22 protein-coding genes are annotated in these 22,228 nt (G+C 51.0%); 12 read left to right on the top strand and 10 right to left on the bottom strand.

The features are described from left to right. The first annotated feature begins 1 nt into the window (after position 1). From IOQ59_RS17000 to IOQ59_RS16975, 6 genes are all read left to right on the top strand, one after another. A complete protein-coding gene (locus IOQ59_RS17000) occupies positions 2–1,459 on the top strand; it encodes an NAD-dependent succinate-semialdehyde dehydrogenase (protein ID WP_193954656.1) in 1,458 nt (485 codons plus the stop codon). Between the two features lie 18 nt (positions 1,460–1,477). Continuing rightward, positions 1,478–2,830: an aminotransferase gene (locus tag IOQ59_RS16995; protein ID WP_193954655.1), complete on the top strand. Its 1,353-nt coding sequence runs from the start codon at positions 1,478–1,480 to the stop codon at positions 2,828–2,830. Between the two features lie 225 nt (positions 2,831–3,055). Further along, entirely contained in the window at positions 3,056–4,339 is a 1,284-nt protein-coding gene (locus IOQ59_RS16990; protein ID WP_193954654.1) for a DUF3422 domain-containing protein, read from the top strand. Then, the gene (locus IOQ59_RS16985; RefSeq protein ID WP_193954653.1) at positions 4,332–4,802 is read left to right on the top strand and encodes a hypothetical protein; all 471 of its coding nucleotides are present in this window, start codon (positions 4,332–4,334) and stop codon (positions 4,800–4,802) included. The genes IOQ59_RS16990 and IOQ59_RS16985 overlap by 8 nt, the downstream gene beginning before the upstream one ends. 337 nt (positions 4,803–5,139) lie before the next feature. Beyond that, entirely contained in the window at positions 5,140–5,556 is a 417-nt protein-coding gene (locus IOQ59_RS16980; protein ID WP_193954652.1) for an ester cyclase, read from the top strand. Positions 5,557–5,635: 79 nt separating this feature from the next. After that, the gene (locus IOQ59_RS16975; RefSeq protein ID WP_193954651.1) at positions 5,636–6,046 is read left to right on the top strand and encodes a GFA family protein; all 411 of its coding nucleotides are present in this window, start codon (positions 5,636–5,638) and stop codon (positions 6,044–6,046) included. 63 nt (positions 6,047–6,109) lie between these two features. Here the strand turns inward: IOQ59_RS16975 and IOQ59_RS16970 are convergent, their stop codons facing one another. The 4 genes from IOQ59_RS16970 to IOQ59_RS16955 form a co-directional block, all read right to left on the bottom strand. Further along, positions 6,110–7,549, bottom strand: coding sequence for a sulfatase family protein (locus IOQ59_RS16970; RefSeq protein ID WP_193954650.1), 1,440 nt, complete (start codon positions 7,547–7,549; stop codon positions 6,110–6,112). A gap of 200 nt (positions 7,550–7,749) precedes the next feature. Continuing rightward, positions 7,750–9,267, bottom strand: a complete 1,518-nt coding sequence (locus IOQ59_RS16965) for a tripartite tricarboxylate transporter permease (RefSeq protein WP_193954649.1) — start codon at positions 9,265–9,267, stop codon at positions 7,750–7,752. Between the two features lie 11 nt (positions 9,268–9,278). Next, complete coding sequence (locus tag IOQ59_RS16960; protein WP_193954648.1) at positions 9,279–9,806, bottom strand: tripartite tricarboxylate transporter TctB family protein; 528 nt, start codon at positions 9,804–9,806, stop codon at positions 9,279–9,281. Positions 9,807–9,809: 3 nt separating this feature from the next. Beyond that, positions 9,810–10,760 carry a tripartite tricarboxylate transporter substrate binding protein gene (locus IOQ59_RS16955; RefSeq protein ID WP_193954647.1) on the bottom strand — a complete coding sequence of 317 codons (951 nt, stop codon included), beginning with the start codon at positions 10,758–10,760 and terminating at the stop codon, positions 9,810–9,812. A gap of 538 nt (positions 10,761–11,298) precedes the next feature. Here IOQ59_RS16955 and IOQ59_RS16950 point away from each other — a divergent pair. Then, positions 11,299–12,051 (top strand): sulfite exporter TauE/SafE family protein, encoded by a 753-nt coding sequence (locus tag IOQ59_RS16950; protein ID WP_193954646.1) that lies wholly within the window; start codon positions 11,299–11,301, stop codon positions 12,049–12,051. 70 nt (positions 12,052–12,121) lie between these two features. Beyond that, positions 12,122–12,613, top strand: a complete 492-nt coding sequence (locus tag IOQ59_RS16945; RefSeq protein ID WP_193954645.1) for a cyclic nucleotide-binding domain-containing protein — start codon at positions 12,122–12,124, stop codon at positions 12,611–12,613. 201 nt (positions 12,614–12,814) lie between these two features. Here the strand turns inward: IOQ59_RS16945 and IOQ59_RS16940 are convergent, their stop codons facing one another. Next, a complete protein-coding gene (locus tag IOQ59_RS16940; protein ID WP_193954644.1) occupies positions 12,815–13,759 on the bottom strand; it encodes a LysR family transcriptional regulator in 945 nt (314 codons plus the stop codon). A gap of 121 nt (positions 13,760–13,880) precedes the next feature. Here IOQ59_RS16940 and IOQ59_RS16935 point away from each other — a divergent pair, with 121 nt between their 5' ends. Genes IOQ59_RS16935 through IOQ59_RS16920 form a run of 4 tightly spaced genes read left to right on the top strand, consistent with a single transcriptional unit; the run spans position 13,881 to position 17,968 of the window. After that, on the top strand, positions 13,881–14,843 hold the full coding sequence (locus tag IOQ59_RS16935; protein WP_193954643.1) for a Bug family tripartite tricarboxylate transporter substrate binding protein: 963 nt from the start codon (positions 13,881–13,883) through the stop codon (positions 14,841–14,843). Positions 14,844–14,858: 15 nt separating this feature from the next. Beyond that, entirely contained in the window at positions 14,859–15,332 is a 474-nt protein-coding gene (locus IOQ59_RS16930; RefSeq protein WP_193954642.1) for a tripartite tricarboxylate transporter TctB family protein, read from the top strand. A 4-nt stretch (positions 15,333–15,336) separates the two neighbouring features. Then, the gene (locus IOQ59_RS16925; protein WP_193954641.1) at positions 15,337–16,854 is read left to right on the top strand and encodes a tripartite tricarboxylate transporter permease; all 1,518 of its coding nucleotides are present in this window, start codon (positions 15,337–15,339) and stop codon (positions 16,852–16,854) included. Then, positions 16,847–17,968 carry a lyase family protein gene (locus tag IOQ59_RS16920; RefSeq protein WP_193954640.1) on the top strand — a complete coding sequence of 374 codons (1,122 nt, stop codon included), beginning with the start codon at positions 16,847–16,849 and terminating at the stop codon, positions 17,966–17,968. The genes IOQ59_RS16925 and IOQ59_RS16920 overlap by 8 nt, the downstream gene beginning before the upstream one ends. Before the next feature lie 88 nt (positions 17,969–18,056). Here IOQ59_RS16920 and IOQ59_RS16915 read toward each other — a convergent pair whose 3' ends face one another. From IOQ59_RS16915 to IOQ59_RS16895, 5 genes are all read right to left on the bottom strand, one after another. Beyond that, positions 18,057–18,866: a formylglycine-generating enzyme family protein gene (locus IOQ59_RS16915; protein ID WP_193954639.1), complete on the bottom strand. Its 810-nt coding sequence runs from the start codon at positions 18,864–18,866 to the stop codon at positions 18,057–18,059. Positions 18,867–18,883: 17 nt separating this feature from the next. After that, a complete protein-coding gene (locus IOQ59_RS16910) occupies positions 18,884–19,687 on the bottom strand; it encodes a formylglycine-generating enzyme family protein (protein WP_193954638.1) in 804 nt (267 codons plus the stop codon). A 63-nt stretch (positions 19,688–19,750) separates the two neighbouring features. Then, positions 19,751–20,347 (bottom strand): EF-hand domain-containing protein, encoded by a 597-nt coding sequence (locus tag IOQ59_RS16905; protein WP_228050975.1) that lies wholly within the window; start codon positions 20,345–20,347, stop codon positions 19,751–19,753. A 212-nt stretch (positions 20,348–20,559) separates the two neighbouring features. Further along, positions 20,560–21,129 carry a TetR/AcrR family transcriptional regulator gene (locus IOQ59_RS16900; RefSeq protein ID WP_193954637.1) on the bottom strand — a complete coding sequence of 190 codons (570 nt, stop codon included), beginning with the start codon at positions 21,127–21,129 and terminating at the stop codon, positions 20,560–20,562. Between the two features lie 148 nt (positions 21,130–21,277). Further along, positions 21,278–22,141: a LysR family transcriptional regulator gene (locus IOQ59_RS16895; protein ID WP_193954636.1), complete on the bottom strand. Its 864-nt coding sequence runs from the start codon at positions 22,139–22,141 to the stop codon at positions 21,278–21,280. Positions 22,142–22,228 lie beyond the last annotated feature (87 nt).

The following is a 22,228-nucleotide window of genomic DNA, read 5'->3' as shown; positions in this document are numbered from 1 at the left end:
AATGAGCATTCAGTTGAAAGACAGCGGCCTGTTGAAAACTCAGGCATATATCGATGGACAATGGGTTGCCGGTGACAACGGTGCAACCTTTGACGTACATAACCCGGCAACCGGTGAGTTGCTGGCAACCGTTGCAAGCGTTGGCGCAGCAGAGACCAAACGCGCAATTGAAGCGGCAGAAAAAGCGATGGTTGCGTGGCAGGCACTGCCAGCGAAATCCCGCTCCGATATTCTGGAACGCTGGTACAACCTGATGCTGGAAAGCCAGGAAGATCTGGCGGTACTGATGACCGCTGAGCAGGGTAAGCCTCTGTTCGAATCCCGCGGTGAAGTGGGCTACGGCGCTTCTTTCCTGAAGTGGTTTGCTGAAGAAGGCAAGCGTGTATACGGCGATGTACTGCCTTCAACCGCTGATCGTCGCAGCATTGTGATTAAACAGCCGGTGGGTGTTGTGGCGGCTATCACGCCGTGGAACTTCCCGAACGCGATGATCACCCGCAAAGTCGCGCCAGCATTGGCGGTGGGTTGTGCAATTGTATTGAAGCCTGCAGCAGAAACGCCATTGTCTGCGCTGGCACTGGCTGAGCTGGGCGAACGCGCCGGTCTGCCAGCAGGTTTGTTCAGTGTCCTGACCAGTGCCGATGCACCGGCGGTCGGCGGTGAGATGACCTCTAACACCACCGTGAAGAAAGTGACATTCACCGGATCAACCGGTGTTGGCAAGCTGCTGATGAAGCAGTGTGCGGATACCGTCAAACGTACCTCTATGGAGCTGGGCGGTAACGCACCGGTGATCGTATTTGATGATGCGGATCTGGATAAAGCGGTTGCCGGTGCGCTGGTTTCTAAGTACCGCAACTCGGGTCAGACCTGTATCTGTGCCAACCGTATTCTGGTGCAGGACGGTATTTATGATGCATTCGTGGAGAAATTCACGGCAGCTGTGAACGAGTTCCGTATCGGTAACGGTCTGGATGACAGCACGACTCACGGTCCGGTGATCACTGAAAAAGCGGTTGCTGATATCCACGCAAAAGTTGAATCCGCCGTGGCGGAAGGTGCAACGGTTGTGACCGGTGGTCGTGTGAGCGACAAGGGCTCCCACTTCTACGAGCCAACTGTACTGACCAACGTGACCGACGAGATGCGTCTGTTTAAAGAAGAGATTTTTGGTCCGGTTGCACCCATCTTCAAGTTCAGCAGTGAAGCTGAAGCGATCTCAATGGCGAACGACACTGAATTTGGTCTGGCGTCATACATCTACACCAACGATCTGGGTCGCGTATGGCGTGTCTCTGAAGGTGTCGACTACGGCATGGTGGGTGTGAACGAAACGGCGATCAGTTCTGAAGTGATCCCGTTTGGTGGGGTAAAAGAATCCGGGCAGGGCCGAGAAGGTTCTAAGTACGGTCTGGATGATTACCTGGAAACAAAATATATCTGCATGGGCGGCCTGTAAGGCGAAGCGGTGAACAAAATGAGCGGAATTATCTATCCAACAACCAACCTGAAAGCGACGGAGTCTCTGACTTTGGAACGCGGTGACGGTGTATACGTTTACGACAATAACGGTAAAGAATACATCGAAGCACTGGCAGGATTGTGGTGCACCTCACTGGGTTACAACAACCGTGAGCTGATCGACACCGTTAACGAACAGATGGGACAGCTGTCTTACTCCCATATGTTTGGTGGCAAAACCCATCAGGTGGGTATGGATCTGGCGGACAAGCTGAATGCGATGGTGCCGGTTGAGAATGCAAAAGTATTCTTCGGTAATTCCGGCAGCGATGCGAACGACAGCCACGTAAAAATGCTGCGTTACTACTTCAATGCCATCGGCAAACCAGAGAAGTTTAAGATCATTGCGCGTGAGCGTGCCTACCACGGGGTGACTGTGGCGGCGGCATCGCTGACCGGACTGGTGCCGAATCACACTCATTTTGATCTGCCATTTGATGCGCTGGGTATCCTGCGTACCGATGCGCCGCATTACTACCGCGGTGCATTGCCAGGTGAAACTGAAGAACAGTTTGTTGACCGTATTACCAACAACCTAGAACAGCTGATCCTGAAAGAGGGTGCTGACACCATCGCCGCCTTCATTGCTGAACCGATTACCGGTGCCAGCGGTGTGATCGTGCCGCCTAAGGGGTACTACGAAAAAGTTCAGGCGATCCTGAATAAGTACGACATCCTGTTCTGGGCGGACGAAGTAATCACCGGCTTTGGCCGTACCGGTAACGATTTCGGTTCGACCACCATGAACATCCAGAAGCCCGACATGATGACGCTGGCGAAACAGCTGTCGTCAGCGTACATGCCGATCAGTGCGTCTGTGGTTCGTGGTGATATGTACGAAGCGATGATCGAGCCGAGTGCTCAGGTGGGCGTATTTGGTCACGGTTACACTTACTCGGGTCACCCGGTGTCCTGTGCAGTTGCACTGAAAACGCTGGAGATCTACGAGCGTGACAATATCTTTGGTCACGCCGCTGAAATGGGGCGCTACATGCAGCGTCGTCTGCACGAGTTTGCTGATCACCCGCTGGTGGGAGAGATCCGCGGGGAAGGTCTGATTGCCGCAGTCGAATTTGTTGCGAACAAGCAGACCGGTGAAGCATTTGCAGGCGGAGCGATTGGCGGCTTCGCACAGCAGGCGTGCCAGAACCACGGCATGATTACCCGTGCCGTTGCGGGTTCATCGCTGGCGTTCTGTCCGCCACTGATTGTGACCACTGAGCAGATCGATGAAATTATCGAGAAGTTCAGCTTGGCACTGCAAGACACACTTGACTACGTTACCCGCGAAAATTTGCAGGTCGCATAAGTCACGCTTGAACCCGCCAGCGTGTTATCAGGGGCGCGCTGGTGGTTTGCCTCCCAATCGTTCAGAAGTGATGATCTGGCCGATTGACCCTGGTGCTTTCTTGTACTGAAGAAATTCTCACGAATTTCTTGCTCCGTTGTTTGGTTGTCACCGACCAACTCTTTTGGGGGAACGTTGTTCCCCCGTTTTTATTCCGTTGTCCATGTCTTACGCTTGGAGTGCGCTATGTACAACTACCATCAGCGACAGGAGCTCTTAACGGAGGTCCACTCCCGCCCCTTTCAGCCATTTACTGCACCTTTACGCTTATTGCACTTTGCAGTGCTTTTCGATGGTGTCTCTGCTGCGGTAATCGAGCAGGAGGTGTTGGACGCAATCCGTGTGCTGGGCTTTGTGTTTGATAAAGAGCACCGTGGTTTTCTCTTTGTGACCAACCAGCAGTATGCGATTCGTTACGAGCCACACAACGAGTTTTATACCTTAACGCTTTACCATCTAAACGATGGCCCGCCGTTTACCCACATGGATGAGTTAACCCGCTCGTTACCGGGTGCGCTGTTGGTCGAGCTGGAAATTCAATGTGAACGGGCCGATGCTGCCGAGCATATTGATCATGCCTGTGATGCTCAGTGTACGTGTAGTCAGGACATTAACAGTGCGATCAAAACACGCTTTGCCAGTGCCCAGTACTGTGTGTCGCAGGTGATGAACGGTTCTGCCATTGTCGCGACCGACTTTCGTACCGAAAACGACCGTCAGCGGGTGACTATTCTGGTGAAGGATATCCAACTGCAACCGGCGGAAACCGGACGCCTGCTACAGCGTCTGTGTGAACTGGAAACCTACCGTCATATGGCATTGTTATCGCTCCCCACCGCGCGCGAACTGATGCCTGAAATTACGGTATTGGATCAGACGTTGGCGAAGGTCTCTCTGCGATCAGGCGATGATCTGTCTGAAGTACTCAGCCAAATGACCGAGCTGGCGGCTAAGGTTGAATCGATCTCTGCGGCAACCGCCAACCGTTTCTCTGCCAGTGATGCATATTTTGCGTTAGTCGAACGCTGCATCCAGGAGCTGCGTGAACAGCGCATTGAAGGTGGGCAGATGATCGCTGAGTTTATGGATCGTCATCTACGTCCGGCCCAGCGTACCTGTGACAGTGCCGCCGCGCGTACTGAGCTGCTATCACGCCGTATTGCCCGGGCGACAGAACTGGTGCAATCACAAGTGAATCTGCACATTGAAGAGCAGAACAAAGCGTTACTTGAAGCCCTTAACGCGCGTTCTAAGCGCAAGATGGGGTTGGAAACCAAGCTGGAAAGCCTGTCTGTGGTGGTGGTCGTCTATTACCTGTATGACTTGATGGATTTGGCGCTCAAAAACTTGCTGCACGAAGGTGAAACGCTGGAACTGATGTTAACCGGGCTCACGATGTTGCTACCGGTTTTGCTCCTGCTGGTGATGTTTATGGTTCGCAGGCTAGTACGCGGTTATCGGGATGAGTAGGGGAGTCCGGCCTGAGCGTTACCGTTCTCTACAGCAGGTTGCTGAACAGCTACGTTGTCCCGTAGATTGCACAACAGATAATGAACCCGCGAGCAGTGGTCCGGATATTTACCTGCTATTCCGTCATTCCGACCCGGATGTACTGCCCGCTGTGATCATACAGCTAGAGGGTCTAGGATTCTCATTGTACGTCGATCAGATGCCGCACCGTGAATCCACTGAGGTGCGGGTATCGTCTGAGCAGACAATTACCATGCGTAGTAACCTGGCGACTATGCGCTATATGTTGGTCGTGACAGATCATTGTTCGCTTATAAAGCCTAACGATTACTGGTTGGTGGGGCTTTTTGATGGCATACATTCAGGGAGCGTTGCTGTCTGGTGGATCCCGAGTGATTGTGACTCTACACCTCGTCAGCTGTTAGATCCTCTTTTAGGTAACTACCTGCAGATTCAGGCGTGATCAGATTGTGCAGTCAGTGTTTTGTATTTGCTTCAACGCAGCCTGCCGCTAACTCTTCGGATACAGCGCGGTACAGACAATTTAATGCCCGATTAAGTTGTGTGATACGTCGGATTTTTTGCCTGGAACCCTGCACGAATACAATAAGCTCGCGTTACGCAGTTTATTTCTTGTTCTTTCTTCTAATATTTCTCTAAGGATCGATCAAATCGATGTGTTGTACACGTTGGTTTGGTCCTCACTTCTCTGTTCGGTAGTTCAAGCATTACTTCCAAACTAATTTAGATAAAGCAGGGAGCGCTTCAGAGCGAACAGCAACGAAACTGAGGAATAGATGATGAGCGATATTCTTGAACAAGCTAAGTTGTTTTTTGAAGCATGTGAAGACGGAAAGGGGTGGGACGTATGCAAAGCTTACTGTCACCCTGATGCCGGATTTTCGGCTCAGACAGCCGTGCTTGCTGATATAGATACCCTGGAAGGGTATACAGAATGGATGAAAGGTCTGTTCACTCCTATACCTGATGGACACTATGATTTGCGCTTCTTTGCTGTGGATGAAGAGCGGCAATGTGTAGCGGCTTATGCCGTGTTTCACGGTACCCAAACAGGACCGGGCGGTCCGGGTGAGCCAACCGGTAATACCATCGAGGCCGATTATGTTTACGTCATGCAATTTGACGGTAAACTCATTCGACAGATGACGAAGATCTGGAACGATACAATCAGCCTTCAGCAGTTGGGGTGGGCATAAGTTATGCGGTGGGAGCCTAACGGCGGTTTCCCTTCGTTTTTAACCTTCTGAATACGATGTTAATCCCTTGGAGAGTGATGTGGTCATTACGGGTGAATGCTTTTGCGGAGACGTCCGGTACCAAATTAATGGCAAGTTATTTGATGCCCGCTCGTGCCACTGCTCGCGTTGTCGCAAGGCATTTAGCTCACAGGCTTCGAGCTATGCGCTAGTGACGCCCAGTCAGTTTAAATGGATATCAGGCGAGCACCTGCTGACGTCCTATGTCGGTGAGCACGGTTTTGGATTTCGCTTCTGTCGTCAATGTGGTTCGACGCTGTGTGGGGTTTATAACGGTGAAGTACAGGGTGTCACACTGGGTTGTGTCAACGGTGATCCGCAGATTGAGATTGGCAGGCATATCTATGTGGGTTCGAAAGCCAGTTGGGAAGTGATCCCAGAGGGCGTCGTGCAATATGAGGCAGGTGTGCCGGATACAAAAAAGGCCTGACGCTGTAGGGAAGTGAATAGCGCAGGCCTTTGGGTTGGGTAACAGTTTGACTAGCTCTGAATGCTAGGAGCGAAACTCGGCATTGTCACCCGGGGCAGGTGTCGCGCCAAAGCCGCCTTTAGATACGATTGCTTCACGGCCGCCGTTTTCATCGACCAGCTTTTTCTGATCCTGTTTTGCTCGCGCATCCACTTCTTCCGGATCACAGATGGCACTCAGCTCTGTTTCGAACTGGGCGATACGTTCCGCATGTTCGGGCAGACCTGCGATATCGTTCATCTCTTCCGGGTCGGCATTCAAATCAAACAACTGAGGTTCGAAACCAACATAGTGGATGTACTTATACTGACCTTTGCGCAGCATAAAGGCACCACTGATGGCTCCCGCCGCATGGTATTCGGCAAAAACTGTGCGTTCCTCGTCATAGGGTTCAGCAGCTAGCTTATTCAGCGAGAAGCCAGGCCAGTTTGCTGGCGTCTCTAAGGCGATCTCTTCACAAATTGTGGAAGCAACATCGACCAGTGTGACAGGTGTCTCACATACGGTTCCCGCTTCAATATCGGGGCCTTTTACGATCATCGGGATACCGGCGGCTTCTTCGAAGAAAGTGGATTTACCCCAAAGTCCACGTGCGCCCATGTTGTCGCCATGATCTGAGGTGTAGATCACTTCGGTTTCACCCGCGACGCCGGATGCTTCAAGCGATGCCAGGATTTTACCGATGTTGTCATCAAGGAAAGATACCAGACCGTAGTAACTCTTCAGTGCGACCAGTACTTTCTCGTCGTCGAAAAATTCATCATGAATCCAGCATTTACGCCACTGATTTAACCAACCGTGATCGGGACGTTCGGAGATCTCATATGCTTTTGGCATTGGGATATCCATATCTTTGTACAGGTTGTAGAAGGCTTCTGGTGCGATCAACGGAAAGTGAGGTGCAACCAGCCCAACGTAAAGTACGAACGGACCGTCATTGGCATTCTCTTCCAGCCACTTACAAGACAGGTCCGTGATGTTGCGGTCGTAGCGGGTGTAGGAGCTTTCGCCGGGACCGATTTGATCCGACATGGATTTGCACTTCATCCGGCGGGGCAGATCGTCACGCACAGAGCCCAGAATATCGCCTTTCTGACCGACCACATGCATGGGTAGGATCTGTTCGTCGAAGCCAACATCATCGGTTTCATTGCGGTAGTGCAGCTTACCAATGGAAACAGATTTCACCCCTTTGCGCTGAATGACGTGGCCCCAGCTATCGATGGCTCCTTCGTACGGATGCGCGTTGTCCCAATAGCCTGTTTCGTTCACATAACGGCCTGTTGCAAATGCGGCCCGGCCCGGCAGGCAAATGGGGGAGTTGGTGTAAGCGGAGGTGAAACGGCAACCTTCAGCGGCCAGCTTATCCATATTGGGTGTTTTAATGAATGGGTGGCCGTGGCTTCCAATGATTTTGTTCGCGTGCTCGTCAGACATAATGACGATCATATTTTTCGTAGTCATCGGTTGTTACCTAGTAGTTAAACAGGCGCAGCAACTGACAGGAGCAGATTGCAGGCAAAGCGCTCCCCTCAGGGGACATTTGTTGCTTCCTGATAGGTTGGATTTATCGTTTTTATAAGTCGGGTGAGGGTGGCAGCAGATTTTAATGATTGGGCGTAATCGTAAAATCTGCTGCCGGGGTGGTACCGGTTAATACTGTATTACGCGGTATCCAGCATTTCCGCCGGAGTTTTTTCACTGCGCATTCTGGAGTAGATACGCAGGGAGATGGCAAATACCGGAATAGCAAAGAACGCGAGGGCAACAGGGCGGTCCATAAAGATGGCAAAACCGTTGTCGCTCAGCAGTAATGATTGACGTAGGGCCTGTTCTGCGCCCGGAGCTAATACAAACGCAATCACTGCCGCTGCGGTGCTTAGGTTAGTGACACGCATCAGATATCCGATGACACCGAATAAACATGCAAGACCCACATCAAACAGACTGGAGCGTGCGGTGTAAGCCGAGACACACGCGACCGCCAGAATAGATGGGTAGATCATAATAGGTGGTACTTTATCGATCTGGCGACCAATGAACGCACTACCAAACCAGCCAATCAGGAAGTAGAGCACAATGCCGATCAAGCCCGCTGCAAACAGACCGTATACGATATCGCCGGAGGTTTCGAAAATCTGCGGACCAACCTGAATACCGTGGATCATAAACACACCCAACAGCATGGCTGCGATGGTGCTACCTGGCACACCCAGTGCGAGCAATGGGATCATGCTTGGTCCTGATACCGCATTGTTGGCAGATTCAGGCGCGGCAATACCTTCGATGACACCGGTGCCCCACTTGTCGCCATTCTTCGCTTTACGACGACCTTCGCCATAAGCCACAAAGCACGCAACCGCAGACCCCACACCGGGTAACAGTCCGACAACTGAGCCGATTGCTGAACCTTTACCAATAAATGGTAAGCAGCGTTTAACTTCTGCCATGGACAGATGGTCGTCATCTGGGTTTTTGGCCTTTATCGTATCGTGACGTCCATCCTTGGAGTGATCGTGTGAAGCCTGTGTAAATACTTCAGAGATCACGAACAAACCGATCAGCAGGGGAACCAAAGACAGGCCGTTATAAAGCTCAATTGTGCCGAAAGTAAAACGGGGTTCTGACGTGATTGGATCGAGGCCGATCATCGCCAGCGATGCACCAAACAGCGTAGAGACAATGCCTTTCAGTACGGAACTGGAGATAACGCTGCCGATAATCAGGAATGCACATACATAGATTGCGAAATACTCGGGTGGCCCCAGTTGCTTGGTAAAAGTAGCGATGGTCAGAGCACCACAAATCAGCAGGATTTCACCGGTAAAGTCGCCAATTGCGGAGGAAATGGAGGCCGTTTTCAGTGCTTTACCCGCCTGACCTTTTTGGGTCATCGGGTGGCCATCCAGAATGGTAGCGGCCGCTGCTGTCGTCCCTGGCGTATTAAACAGAATGGCTGAAATTGAGCCGCCAAAGCGACCTGCTTTACCAATGACATAGAGGAATGCCAGTGCAGAAAGCGGATCAATGTAATAGGTGATCGGAACCAGCATGGCGATCGCTGCGGATGCAGTCAGACCTGGTACTGCACCTACCACGACACCCAGCACCGAACCCATGACTATAAATAACATGGTGATCGGCGAGGAAAAAATTGTAATAAAGCCGTTAATTAAATCCATAATCGATACCGTTACAAATTTTTCAGATAAACCATGACATCAAAGATCTCTGCGGGTGGCTCGAACACGCCCATGAGACCAAAGAACAGGTAATAGAACAGCAGAGACATGATCGGCGACAGCAGTAGAAATGCCTTACCACGCACGCCAAACAAATAACTGCCGATGTACACCGTGATCAGTGTTGCTGTGGTGTAACCGAAGAGTTGAAACAGCCATACGTATGCAAAACTCAATACAGATAAAGGCAGAACCTTCGATATAAAAATTTTACCGTCAAATGTAGTTTTATCGTCCGGTGCTGATTGACCACGGGCGCCGTTAAACGCAAGGATCGCTCCGAGTACCGCCATCAGGCCGCAAATGGCTTGTGGGAAGAAACGCGCACTTAAGCCCGCATCCTCGAGGTCAACTGGAATATCGAGAGATTCGATAAACAGAAATCCTGCCAGTGCCAAAATCGCAAGGCCTGTCGCCAGATCATGGCGCGCAGTTTTGCGCGCCTGGCGATCTGAAGAGCTCAGGTCGCTTGTATTCATTGCTTATTTTCCTACCAGAGATTTCCAGTCGACTTTCGCATTTTCTACCAGAGTGGTTGTTTCAGCTGCATTCAGCTTTGCAACGGGCAGGCCTGCTTTGGTCATGACGGCGGAGTATTCTTTATCGTTAACCATTTTCGAAACGGCGTCAGATAGCTGCTGAACTGTCTTGTCGTTCACTCGCTTCGGTGCCATCACTATGATCGGAGAAGATACTTTGGTGAATGCGACTCCCAGCTCCTTTGCGGTCTCAGTGTCAGGTACCGCGGGGTGACGTTCGTCAGACAGTACTGCCAACAGGCGGATATCGTCTTCAAAGCCACGGCCGAGGTGAGCACCGATAATGCCAAAATCAATCTGGCTACTGATTAGCGCGGAGCGTACAGCTGAGCCGCCCTTAAACGGGATATCTTTGGATTTCAGCTCGTTCTTATTCAGCATGCCAACGCCTGCAACGTGCCATACATTACCGCGACCCGTGTGTCCCCAGCGCATTTTACTGCCGGATTCTTTAATCTTAGCAACCAATTCAGGCAAGGTTTTGATTGGAGAAGAGGCAGGGACGAAGACACCGGCAGTCAGTTCACCGATGGTGGCGACCATCTTGAAATCATTAGTAGAGACAACCTGAGGCTTCACCAGATTACGCAATACCATGGAGCCGGCAGAGGATAGGTACAGGGAGTAGCCAGTCGGTGGCTGGTCAGCGACAAAACGACCGCCAATCAGGCCGCCACCACCGGGTTTGTTTACAACCACAATTGGTTGACCGTCGAGATGAGGTTGAGCGACTTTAGCTAAAGCACGCGCATAGGTATCAACACCGCCACCCGCTTTATAGCCAACGATCAAGTTTACAGGACGTTCTGGGAAATCTGCGGCGAGTGCGGTTGAGCTGGCGAGTGCCAATGCCAGACAGGACACACTTGTTCTAATTGTTTTGCGCAGGTTCATGGAGTTATCCCCTTTAATTTTATTATTTGGTCAGAGAGGTTTTTCAATTAGGGCCAGGGTCACGCTAGTGGGTCTCCCCCAGCTACAGCTCTAAATTATCAAATGTGTTGTATGTGCAAGAAATACTATATTGATATCCTGCGTATAAGATTTTTATATGACATGCTTGTTTAGCTCTATCTCATAGGACAAAAGGGCTGTGCTGCTCCTAACCCGTTATAGAACACTTGGTGTTAGAGGAAAAATATAGAACTAGTATTCACTCAGCTATAACCAATTTTACACGCCGACAACCCACTAAAGTGTAACTCTATACCGTCATTGTGCCCGTCTGATTTCATACTTACATATACAAAAAAACGATAGTAGCTATAGCTATTTCCTATTTTTTCGATAGACGTGCATTGGTTAGTCTGCAAATAACCGTCCACTGTCGGACGAGCCTGATCACCGGGGCTGAATATGCGTGACTGATATCACGCACTTGCCGCTCCCGACCTGCCACATGTCTGTTGTATCTTCTTTTGGATGGAATTAAATGAGCGCTGCGCTGTATGGATTGGAAGGAGAATATATTCTCTTTCCGTTGATTAGTTTCTTCGCGGGTGTCATCTCTGCACTGGTGGGGTTTGGCGGCGGCATCCTAATGGTAATTTTGCTGTCAGTGTTTGTGCCGATTAAAGAACTGATCGCTGTTATCGGTTTAGTACAGATGGGTTCGTTGCTATCACGAATGTATATCTACCGGCAGCATGCTGACTACGCGATCAGTACAAAATACCTTGTGGGGGCAATTCCTGGAACGGTTATTGCGATGTTACTGTTTGATCAGATTAACGCCGCTACGTTATCCATGGTGTTAGGCGGTTTCTTGCTTTACTCAGCATGGAAGCCGAAGGGCGTTCCTGTAGGGCGCTCAACGTTAAGCTTATCGTTTGCCGGATCAACAACCGCTTTTATTGCCTTTTTTGTTGGCGCCCCCGGCCCGGCAATAGCTAGTATTTTGGGGCGATTTGAGCTCCAGAAGCTTCAGTTTATCGGTTCTATGACAGTGTGTATGCTGGGTTTGAACGTGATGAAACTCTCGGCGTTTTACAGCATCGGCTTCCCTATGGAGCGCTGGTTTATGATCTGTATGCTGATGATGCTGACTGGAATACTCGGTACTGTCGTTGGTAGCAAACTGATGGGGAAGGTGAGTGATGACCTGATTTATAAAGTTGTGCGTGTGGCCATGATGTTCGCGGCGATCCATCTCTTTTATAAGTCCTTCGGATTGCTTTGGCCCTGAAGTCAGGCGGTACGTTTTTGGCGCTGCTATATTTTTTACATCAAGTACTTAAATACGCAGAAGGTGGTTTATGCACCCGATTGATCCCGACGTACTCTTAAGTGAATTGCCACTAGATTATTTCACGGGATTGGCTACGTTTGGTGCATTATCGGAAGAAGCCGTCGACTGGCTGCTGCGTAACGGCAGCATAGTGCGATTGGACGAGGGAGAAATTCTCTTCGAAGCGGGAGATCGTGTCGATGAATTCTATATTGTGTTGACCGGTTGCCTTTCAAGCTTTCGCCCGCTTCAAACCCAGCTTGTGTTAACCCGGCTATGTGGAGCAGGGGAGCATGTTGGCTTTTCAGCGATGATCGCGTTGCATGATCGCTATAGTACAGCGATTGCCAAGCAGGACAGTATCTTGTTGGAAATCTCTTCTAGTCAGTTTTATCAAATGCATGAGGTGCGATCTCAGGCCTTCGGTATCTTACTGCTAAATCTGACACGTGAACTTGCCCGGAATGTTGGCGCCTTAGGTGACAAAATCACGAAGCTGTCTGAGACCCTTTTAAGCTAATAGTTTCTATTGGGCGCTGCCAATCTCAGGGCAGGCTTGAACGGTACTGCGTGTCGCGCCAGCAGTGCCCGTATCAGCATGTACCGTCGTCATCCCGAATCGTCCTATTCGTCATATCTGCTGCGCTTTCCCTGATAGTTTCGGCCAGTCGTCTTGTATTTGGCGAGGTTTGTACATCTTTGGGAAACAGCAATCCGAATTTCAGATCGTATCGATATGTACCTTATCCGTATTAACAGCAACAATATTCTGGTCGTTGGCCGTCAGCGTTTGAGCACGTTCCCTTAATAACTCGATGAGTCGGTCTATACGGTCAGATTGCTCATGTTGCTTTGGCAGTAGCAGACCGAATGACATCCACTTTTCAGGGACGAGCGGGCGGAGAGTGACTTTGGTTTTGTCGACAGCCGCGGCAGAAAGGGAATCTGCAATTGTGATTCCAGCACCTTCTTCGACGAGCTGACAGGCGAGCATGGATGCACTTATTTCACAGGCGTATGATGGGTTATGCCCGGCAGATTGAAAGAAATCATCGACCTGACGGCGCAGCAGAAGCCCAGGCGTCAGTGTAATGATGGATTCGTCTACCAAATCGTCTGCAGTAATTTCTTCCTTTGTAGCCAACGGATGTGAATTAGGTATCAATGCTTGAGCTCGTGCACGCAACAGTACTTCTGTTTGTATGTTGGCGTCCTCTATAGGCAGTGCCCCAATGCCAAAATCGTATTCACGCCCTGAAACCCATTTATAGGCTTCCTGTCTCGATTGGACGTCAACGGAAACCCGCACATTGCCGTCCGTTTTAAGGAACTGATTAATGACGGGGGCGACCAGTGCGTGTGCGATACGGGGCATGACGACAATACGTAAGCTTTCACTTTTACCTGATCGAATGTCTGCTGCAATCCGCGGAATCTGGTCCAGATTGTCGAGAATCCGTCCCGCTTCTTTATAAAAGGCCAGTGCTTCGGATGTCGGTTTGAGCCGGCGGCCGGTCCGGTGAAAGAGCTTCATTTTCAATTCGCCTTCCAATGTACTGATGAGGCGGCTCACGGCGGGCTGGCTGAGGTGTAGTTTTTCAGATGCACCTGCCAAAGAGCCTTCGGACAAGGTCAGGCGAAATGCTCTTAATGCTTTGATATTCATACATAACCTTCGTCAGTTGCAAAAAATGAAAGTCAATGAAGTATATTTGCATTTTCCTAAATTAAAAAGGCGATATAAGCTGAAATCACAAGAATAAAAACTCAGACCAGGAGTCGTTCGAATGAAACGAAGAAGCTTTATCGCAGCAGTATCTGCCGCTGTATCCCTGTTTATGGTGGCCGGATCAGCTGCGCAGGCCGCTGACTATCCGCGTCGTCCGATTAATATCGTCGTACCTTATAAAGCGGGTGGTGGCACCGATGCATATGCACGTGCGCTGGCCGCGGCTGCTCAGGGGACGATTGATGTACCTCTTGTGGTGGTGAACAAACCCGGTTCCGGTGGGCTGAACGGTGCGCAGTCTGCACTGGGCGCACGTCCGGACGGTTACACCATCATGCTCACTTCAGGAGGATCATTTCTGCTGTCTACGCTGACTCGAAAAACGCGTATCGATGCACTGGAATCCTTCGACTACGTCGCACAGGTTGGCCGTCTGAAAACCTCCATGATTGTGCCGGCAAATAGCCCGTACAAATCCGTACATGATGTGATTGATGCGGCTAAAGAAAAGCCGGGTTCATTGCGCTGGGCTCACTCCGGACGTGGCGGTTTCCACTATGTGGCAGGTCTTGGCTTCCTGAAAGCAAATGGTATTGAAGCGCAGGATGTACCGTTTAAGGGGGGCGGTCCAGCACGTGCAGCGATTATGGGTGAGCAGACCGACTATGGCTTTATCGGTATTCAGCAGATTAAAGGCTTTGAAGCGCAGCTTCGGGGCTTGGGAGTCAACGCGGATAAGCGTGATGAGATCGTAGATTCAGTGCCATCCTTCAAGGAGCTGGATATCCCGTTCGCGAATGTCTCTTCCCCGGTACTGGTACTGGCACCCAAAGGTACACCGGAAAAGGTGATGGCGTATTTAGAGGCGTCACTGAAAGAGATTGCCGCTAAACCGGAGTTCTCTGAACTTCTGAAAAAACGGGGTACGGCTCCGGTATATCTGGCCGGGAGTGATGCGAAGAGTGCCATTGCGCAGATGAAATCTGACGTATTACCGCTCATTGACGGACTGAAAAAATAAGGGCTTAGAAGACCTATGCGTAATATTACGGAAGGGGCCGTTGTTGCCCTGATAGGTCTGGGTGCAGTTTGGGGGGCATACCAAGTGCCCCCGGCTCAGGACGGTGAAACCTGGGCGGGCCTGGTTCCTATGGTTGTTGCAGTGGGCCTCACGCTGGGTGGGGTGTTGATGGTAATTGGAAAACTGAAGGAGGTTGCGGTCAGCAGTGTCGGAACCGTCGCTCAATCGCCCTCCACGGTTAAGACGGTGATCGCTGTTGCGGTGCTGGCATTCGTATATCAATACGCGATGGTGGCATTTGGATATCTATTGCCCACGGCGTTGATCGCCCCGGTGATGCTGTACATCTTTGGTATTCGAAGTGTGGTGGGTCTCGCGGTATCGATGGTGCTGTGTCCACTGGTGTTCCACCTTCTGTTTTTCGAGTTGCTTGGCGTTTTTCCACCCTACGGCAGCGTTTTTGAACCACTTGATCTGATTAGGAGTTAAGACAATGGAGATTTTTTCTGCGCTCAGTTTCGTCTTTGCGACCCCTAGCCTGATCGGCGCAATTCTATTAGCGGCCGTGGTAGGAATGATTGTTGGCGCGACGCCGGGGCTGACAGCAGCCGCGGCTATCGCGATGTTGTTGCCGATCACTTACTACATGGATCCGCTCTTTGCCCTCGCGTTTCTGTATGTCATCGGGAAGTCCGGTCGGTACGGCGGGTCCATTGCGGCGATTCTTTTTAACACCCCCGGCACTGCTGCTTCTGCGGCGACCCAGCTGGATGGTTACCCTCTGGCCCGACAAGGTAAGGCGGGTAAGGCAATGAAAACCGCAACGATCTCCTCAGTAATCGGCGATTTTATGGGCGATATCATGCTGATCGTTGGTGTAGGTGCGATTGCCGCACTGGCGCTAAAGCTGGGGCCACCGGAAACCTTTGCGATCTATTTTGCCGCATTTGTCGTGATCGGTTCGGTGATTGGAAAGTCTATTGTGAAGGGGCTGGTCAGTGCGCTGTTTGGGGTATTGATTGCGACCGTAGGTCTGGATCCGATCTCGGGTGAGGAGCGATTTACCTTTGGGACCTTTGACCTGACCAACGGTATCGGTCTGGTGCCACTGATGATTGGTATCTTTGTACTGGGTGAAGTGTTTGATCAGCTGGAAAAACGCCAGCAAAAGGTGGAAAGCCTTGAGACCAGTGAACACGATGACGATCATGATGGCCTGACCTGGAAAGAGTACAAGCCGTGTCTGCCGCATGCAGTGCGGGGTGGTTTTATTGGGGCGGCCATCGGTATTTTGCCGGGGCTGGGATCTGCGATAGCAGCATTTGTTTCCTACGGTGAAGGCAAGCGACGCGCTACAAACCCTGAGCAGTGGGGTAAAGGTGCGCTTGAAGGGATCGCCGCTCCAGAATCTGCGAACAACGCGGTTTCAGGTCCGTCCATGGCACCGTTGCTGACCTTGGGAATTCCGGGTTCCACCATCGGGGCGATCCTGTTGGGGGTATTCCTTATCCACGGCATTCAGGTGGGTCCGACACTGTTTATCACGTCTAAGGAACTGATCTATCAGCTGTTCGCCTGTGGCCTGCTGGGTATCTTCGCTTACGGCATTATCGGGTACTTTGGTGCATCGCATGTTGCTAAGCTGATTTTGCGCATTCCTTCGAACGTGCTCTATCCGATGATCTTCCTGACCAGCTTTATCGCGGCGTACTCCGCACGTGGTTCAATGTTTGATGTGCTGGTGATGGTGTGTGCGGGTGTTGTCGGTTGGCTGATGCGCAAATATGACTTCAATACGGCGGCGTTTGTCATCTCCTTTGTTCTGGCAAAAGGTGCAGAAGAGTCATTCCGTCAGGCGCTGCTGGTGTCAGACAGCGGCATCTTAGTATTCTTCGAACGACCTATCGCATTGGCGTTCCTGTTGTTGGGTGTTGGTGCAATCCTGTTCCGTGTGCACAGCATGCGTCGCGAAAGAAAGCGCGAACTGGCAGGGGGGCTGGAAGATGCTTGATTTCTCCATCTACCGTGATCAGTTTGTCTCTGCAGAGATGGGCAAGATCTGGTCTGAAGACAATACTGTATCCAGTTGGTTGCAGGTCGAGCAGGCCTTGGCAGCATGTCAGGCGGAGATGGGAATTATCGATCCTGAGGTGTCTGAAAAACTCCAGAGTCTCAAAGCCAGTGATCTTGATACAGCGTGTCTGCAGGATGATATGGCTCTGGTCGGGCGTCCGATTGTAGGGCTGGTGAAGCAGCTGCGCGCGGCGGTGGGTACACCGCAGGCTGCTTCCGTCCACTTCGGCTCTACCACTCAGGATATTATGGATACGGCGATGGTGCTTCAGATGCACCGAGGGTTGCTGTTGGTGGACGCCGAACTGGATCGATTGTTATCTCATATCGAACAGTTCGGAGACGCGTTTGGTGCAACCGAGATCATCGGCCGCACCAATGGGCAGCATGCTGTAGAAATGACGTTGGGCGCCAAGTTAGACGTATGGAAATCTGAACTGAAGCGGCGTCGTGATTGCTTAAAGGATGCGGCGGGTCGGGGACTGAATGTTCAGTGCGGTGGCCCGGTCGGGGATCTGCGTGCTTTTCCTGCGGATCAGGGCAGGCAGTTAAAACAGTCTCTGGCAGCCGCGTTGGATCTTCATGTTGCTGAGCCTCATTGGCAGAATGCGAGAGATGGGGTGGGTGAAATCGTTGCCGCGCTCGGGATGCTGTGCGGTAGCCTGTGTAAGATTGCCCACAATATTAATCTGCTCTCTTCGTCAGAAATAGGAGAGCTGTTTGAAGGATATGAAGCGGGCAAAGGCAGCTCTTCTTCAATGGCACACAAACGCAATCAGCGAGGCTCTGAGTTCATGGAGGCTATTGCACGTCTGGGCAGGCAGCAATCTGCGGCTATCCAGGAAACCAACATGCATCAGCATGAACGTTCCGGTGGCGTTTGGATAAGTGAATGGCTGATTGTGCCCGATGTATTCAAGTACACGTCAGGTGCTTTGATGTGGGGAAACAGGCTGTTTAGTCATCTGTGCGTTGATACGCAGCGCGCTTCCGCAGGGGTGCAGCAGTTCAGGGAGCGTGTTGCTCCTGTGAAATCAAACGTAGGACATTAACTGCTTTTTTCCCCACATCCTACGCCCCTTGACCAACCGGTTAGATAGGGGCGTATCCAATTCCAAGTCTGCGAAAATAATCGCGAGATCAATCCGATGATGCTGCGCACCGGGCGCCAACAACATATCCCTGTCCCAGAGGCGCGTATGCAGAGCGTACGGTCAGAGCAACACCGTCCTTAAAGCGTGCTGTCCAGGCGCTGCCCCGCAATACTTTGGCTTCACCGTGCTCTGGACCTTTAGGGTTTTTAACGGGGCTGTTGGCGAAATAGGTTTCCGAGTACCAGTCACTGGTCCATTCGAAGAGATTCCCCGCCATATCCAGCGCGCCGTAGGGAGAGGCCCCCTCTGGTTTGCTGCCCACAGGCAATGTTGTCCCCGCGCCGCACCCCGGTCCCATTTTGTCGCCACGTTTTTCGTTCATTACGACACGGTCACATGAAGGCGCAGGCGCATTACCCCATGGAAATAGAAAGCTGCTTGGGCCGCGTGCAGCTTTAGCCCATTCGGCTTCTGTTGGCAGGCGTTTATTTTCGAAACGGCACACATCTTCTGCCTGTTTATAAGTGATGCAGTTGACCGGATGGTTGCCCGCCCAGGGCATTCCATAGTTGCAGGCCGCACCCATATAGGGATCAGTACAGGAACCTGCATCGATACAGCTCTGATACCGATCAAAGGTCACCAGATGTTTATCGATTTTGAAGGCATCCAGATACACCTTATGTGGTGTGGTTCCAGGCAGGCAATAGATCCCATCGGATGTCTTGCATCCCATTTCAAACTCACCGGCCGGGACGGAGACCATCTCTTTATAATCTGGTGCGGCGGCTGCAGCGTTACTCAGTAATAGAACTGAGCTGGTCAATACGATATGGCTGATGTTGAGTTGAGTCATAAATCAGTGTCCTGTTTTTACTTCGCGCAGCGGAATCCGATGGCCGGGCTGGGGTTGGATGGGTAGTAAGGAAATCGTCCGGTAGCGCGTAGCTCATAACCCTGCCGACTCATGAAATCACCTCCGCGTGTTATTTTCAGCTCTCCATGCTTCGGGCCCTTAGGATTGTTGCGGGGGCTATTAAAGTAATAGCTTTCGTCATACCAGTCCGAGGTCCATTCCCATACATTACCGGCCATGTCCATAACGCCATATGGCGAGGCCCCTTTAGGTTTGGAACCTACGTTGAGGGTATCTCCGGTACCACACCCCAGATAGCCTGCGTTGGCGCGGTCCATCACCGTGCGTGTACAGTCCGGTTCTTCAAATCCCCAGGGGTAGGTGCGACCATCCGTCCCTCTGGCCGCGAGCTCCCATTCCGCTGAGGTTGGCAGGCGTTTCCCCTTCCATTCGCAGAACTTACGCGCCTGATACCAGCTAACACCGTTGATCGGAAACTCAGCCGCTTCCGGGTTCCCATAATGCATCAGGCCGCCGATCGTCGGCATATCACAGTGGCCTGCCTCAACGCAGCGGGTGTATTGACCCGTTGTCACTTCATATTTGTCGATCTTGAAAGCATCGATGGTGACGCTGTGCTGTTTCTCCTCTGGGACATATGAGCAGACGTAATCGGTGTTTGGGTCGCAACCCATTTCATAGGTTGCACCAGGGATTGCCACCATGTCCGGGCTGTCCTGAGGACTGGCGTTGGCATGTAATGTCTGGAGGACCAAAAGCAGAGGGGCGATTGTGTGAAGGGTGCTTCTAATACCATTCATAGGTTGTTCCAGATTTCAGGTTACCGGGTGGGTGAAAGCCATAGGGCAGTGACTCTGAAACGTTTAGTTCCAGAGGTGTGTGCCTTTATATTCCGGGTAGCTCAGTGATCCATCGGAGTTTTGGTCTAGATAACCAAACGCCATATCGATGTATTGGTTCATTTCCTGATAGTAGGTGCTCCAATATTCCATGTCCGCTTTGCACTCGGTTGGAATCTCTTTGTCGGCATAGGATTTCTTCAGCGTTTCTACGTAGGTGCTGGTCTGTTGCTTGAACTCGCCACGAGACAGCTTGCCGTTGTTGTCACCATCGGCTTCCTTAAAGGAGGTATCCCAGTACTGGTTGTATATGTTTTCTCCATTTTTCAGGAACTCGGTGCGAGAGATTTTTTTGTCTTTGTTGCTGTCCAGCAAGGTAAAGCTTTCGATGAGTTGGGGTTCCGCTGATTTAAGAACGTGTTCAGTACACACGGTGCTTAAGCCTTCTGACCAGTTTCCGCCTTCTGCATCCATCCCACCGTTTCGATACTCGGTCATAGAAATCTCACCGTTTTTATCCGTATCAAACACGTTAAACATCATTTCTGACTGAGGGGCTGCTGTTGCAGTAACTGCGGTCATGCCGAGCAGAGCAGCGGTGGATAGCACTTTCTTGTTCATGGTTGTTTACCCGTATGTTGCATCTTATGTTGCGTTCTAAGCTGGAAGTAATGGTACATATTTGTATCATTGTTGGTCAAGACAAAAATGTCTCATAATAAATTGTAAGCGTGGCTGTGCCGAGCCGCTTATGGTGTGACGACATTGAAGGAGGGTGGCGTTACGGAGGCTATGAACGTATAGAGAGGTGGTTATGCAGGCGCTCTACTGTTTCAGGAGAGCGTGTCCTGAGGCAGTGGAGACAATCCTTTTAGCAGGCTACGAGATACCAGACTGGCAGCTTCATTTGCAGATACCTGATCTTGGGCCATTGCATCCCATGCGGTGCAAATCAAACCCGTAAACACACCGTTAATCCAGCGTGGTGTAACGGTTGCGTCCAGTACACCTTCTTTCTGTGCGCCTTCGATGAGTTGGAGCATGTCCTTATTTTGTCGCGTCATCTCCTTCGTGACCTGTTTATCAGTGACTTCTCCTATCCGGGTCAGAAAATAGAGTCGATCACCCAGAGGTACCATTGCGTTGATTGTCATCTCAAGTGCTTCTGCGGATGACTTGGCCGTCCAGTAGATATGGCTGACCGCTTCATCCATAGTTTTTAGTGCTTCAAGGCATAATTCGCGTACCAGATCGTCTCTTGTCGGAAAGTGACGGTACAGGCTGGCACGCCCGACACCGGCGGCTTCTGCTATTTCGATAAAGGACGCGCCGGGGTTTTCGGCCAGAAGTACAGTTGCCGAATCCAATAAGGTTTGTCGTGCTGAAGTTTTTGTTCGTGCCAACGGAGTCGACTCCACGATGTATCATTGTGTTATCTACGAATGATACATTTCTGTCTCTAGCGGATAAAGGCATAAAATAATCCGCAGCGACGCTACCGAGGAAGGCATGTTCGGATTGCACCTGTATTTGAGCGGGTTGGCTGATCGATTACGTATATATTGGCTTATGCTGGTTTTGGCCGATCGTCGCGCAGATGTTAATGCTCTTTTGTATCAGCATGTCGTCGGCTTTGCCTTTCTTGTACGCTAACCCGATTGTTCGATGAACGTTAATATCCCTGATCGGTTTCATGACGATATCTTCCTGACTGATTATTTCGTACCAATCAGGTAGCAGGGCGATCCCCACGCCTGCGCTTACCAATGAATGTGCATACTCCACCGTACGTATGTTTGCGCGGGTTTCGTAGGCGATATCCAACTCATCGAGTGATTGTCTGAGTTCATTCAGCGCAGAGCAGGGTTCACGATTGATAAACGGGAGCTTTTGAAGATCTTCCAGTTCTATCAAATCATTGGCGCTCAGATCAAAGGACTTTGGAATGGCCAGAAGGTAATTGTCTGTCCAGATCGGTGCGAAATCCTCTGCACGGGTTAAGTCTGTGGAGTCGATAATACGGGCGTCACAGGGCTCATCAGGATCAACCAGAGTGAGTTCAAGGTGCTCAATTTCTGTATCCAGCTCTTTCAGCAACCAGCTCATACGTTGCGAACCCAGCGACCGCATTAAACCCAGTCGGAAAGGGACGGACACGGACTTGTTATCAAAATAGCGCTTGATGGATTTTTCCCGGTCAGTGATCTCCTTAGACATCACGTAAAGCGTATCAGCATCGGATGTTGGGATTGCCCCCTTTGCATGCCGTACAAACAGCGTGGTGTCTAACGTCTGTTCCAGTACCTGGATTGCAGAAGATATGGACGGTTGTGATACATAGCAGATACGCGCTGCGGCGCTGAGATTTTTCTTCTCATAAACAGCTTGAAAATACTTTAGTGAACGGAGATCCATTCGCGCCTCCCAATTTACATCGATTGAATTACGCCGGTTTGTCGTCCGAGCACGGATCAATCCCAGTAGATTGAACAGCCGGTGCAG

Origin of the sequence: Pontibacterium sinense (assembly GCF_015209595.1) — a bacterium.
Taxonomy (GTDB): domain Bacteria; phylum Pseudomonadota; class Gammaproteobacteria; order Pseudomonadales; family Balneatricaceae; genus Pontibacterium; species Pontibacterium sinense.
This window is presented reverse-complemented; position numbering and strand designations above follow the sequence as displayed.

Excerpts from the sequence above, each read along its gene's own strand:
- IOQ59_RS17000 (WP_193954656.1), top strand. The coding sequence starts at position 2 with ATGAGCATTCAGTTGAAAGACAGCGGCCTGTTGAAAACTCAGGCATAT.
- IOQ59_RS16995 (WP_193954655.1), top strand. The coding sequence starts at position 1,478 with ATGAGCGGAATTATCTATCCAACAACCAACCTGAAAGCGACGGAGTCT.
- IOQ59_RS16990 (WP_193954654.1), top strand. The coding sequence starts at position 3,056 with ATGTACAACTACCATCAGCGACAGGAGCTCTTAACGGAGGTCCACTCC.
- IOQ59_RS16985 (WP_193954653.1), top strand. The coding sequence starts at position 4,332 with ATGAGTAGGGGAGTCCGGCCTGAGCGTTACCGTTCTCTACAGCAGGTT.
- IOQ59_RS16980 (WP_193954652.1), top strand. The coding sequence starts at position 5,140 with ATGAGCGATATTCTTGAACAAGCTAAGTTGTTTTTTGAAGCATGTGAA.
- IOQ59_RS16970 (WP_193954650.1), bottom strand. The coding sequence starts at position 7,549 with ATGACTACGAAAAATATGATCGTCATTATGTCTGACGAGCACGCGAAC.
- IOQ59_RS16965 (WP_193954649.1), bottom strand. The coding sequence starts at position 9,267 with ATGGATTTAATTAACGGCTTTATTACAATTTTTTCCTCGCCGATCACC.
- IOQ59_RS16960 (WP_193954648.1), bottom strand. The coding sequence starts at position 9,806 with ATGAATACAAGCGACCTGAGCTCTTCAGATCGCCAGGCGCGCAAAACT.
- IOQ59_RS16955 (WP_193954647.1), bottom strand. The coding sequence starts at position 10,760 with ATGAACCTGCGCAAAACAATTAGAACAAGTGTGTCCTGTCTGGCATTG.
- IOQ59_RS16950 (WP_193954646.1), top strand. The coding sequence starts at position 11,299 with ATGAGCGCTGCGCTGTATGGATTGGAAGGAGAATATATTCTCTTTCCG.
- IOQ59_RS16945 (WP_193954645.1), top strand. The coding sequence starts at position 12,122 with ATGCACCCGATTGATCCCGACGTACTCTTAAGTGAATTGCCACTAGAT.
- IOQ59_RS16940 (WP_193954644.1), bottom strand. The coding sequence starts at position 13,759 with ATGAATATCAAAGCATTAAGAGCATTTCGCCTGACCTTGTCCGAAGGC.
- IOQ59_RS16935 (WP_193954643.1), top strand. The coding sequence starts at position 13,881 with ATGAAACGAAGAAGCTTTATCGCAGCAGTATCTGCCGCTGTATCCCTG.
- IOQ59_RS16930 (WP_193954642.1), top strand. The coding sequence starts at position 14,859 with ATGCGTAATATTACGGAAGGGGCCGTTGTTGCCCTGATAGGTCTGGGT.
- IOQ59_RS16925 (WP_193954641.1), top strand. The coding sequence starts at position 15,337 with ATGGAGATTTTTTCTGCGCTCAGTTTCGTCTTTGCGACCCCTAGCCTG.
- IOQ59_RS16920 (WP_193954640.1), top strand. The coding sequence starts at position 16,847 with ATGCTTGATTTCTCCATCTACCGTGATCAGTTTGTCTCTGCAGAGATG.
- IOQ59_RS16915 (WP_193954639.1), bottom strand. The coding sequence starts at position 18,866 with ATGACTCAACTCAACATCAGCCATATCGTATTGACCAGCTCAGTTCTA.
- IOQ59_RS16910 (WP_193954638.1), bottom strand. The coding sequence starts at position 19,687 with ATGAATGGTATTAGAAGCACCCTTCACACAATCGCCCCTCTGCTTTTG.
- IOQ59_RS16905 (WP_228050975.1), bottom strand. The coding sequence starts at position 20,347 with ATGAACAAGAAAGTGCTATCCACCGCTGCTCTGCTCGGCATGACCGCA.
- IOQ59_RS16895 (WP_193954636.1), bottom strand. The coding sequence starts at position 22,141 with ATGGATCTCCGTTCACTAAAGTATTTTCAAGCTGTTTATGAGAAGAAA.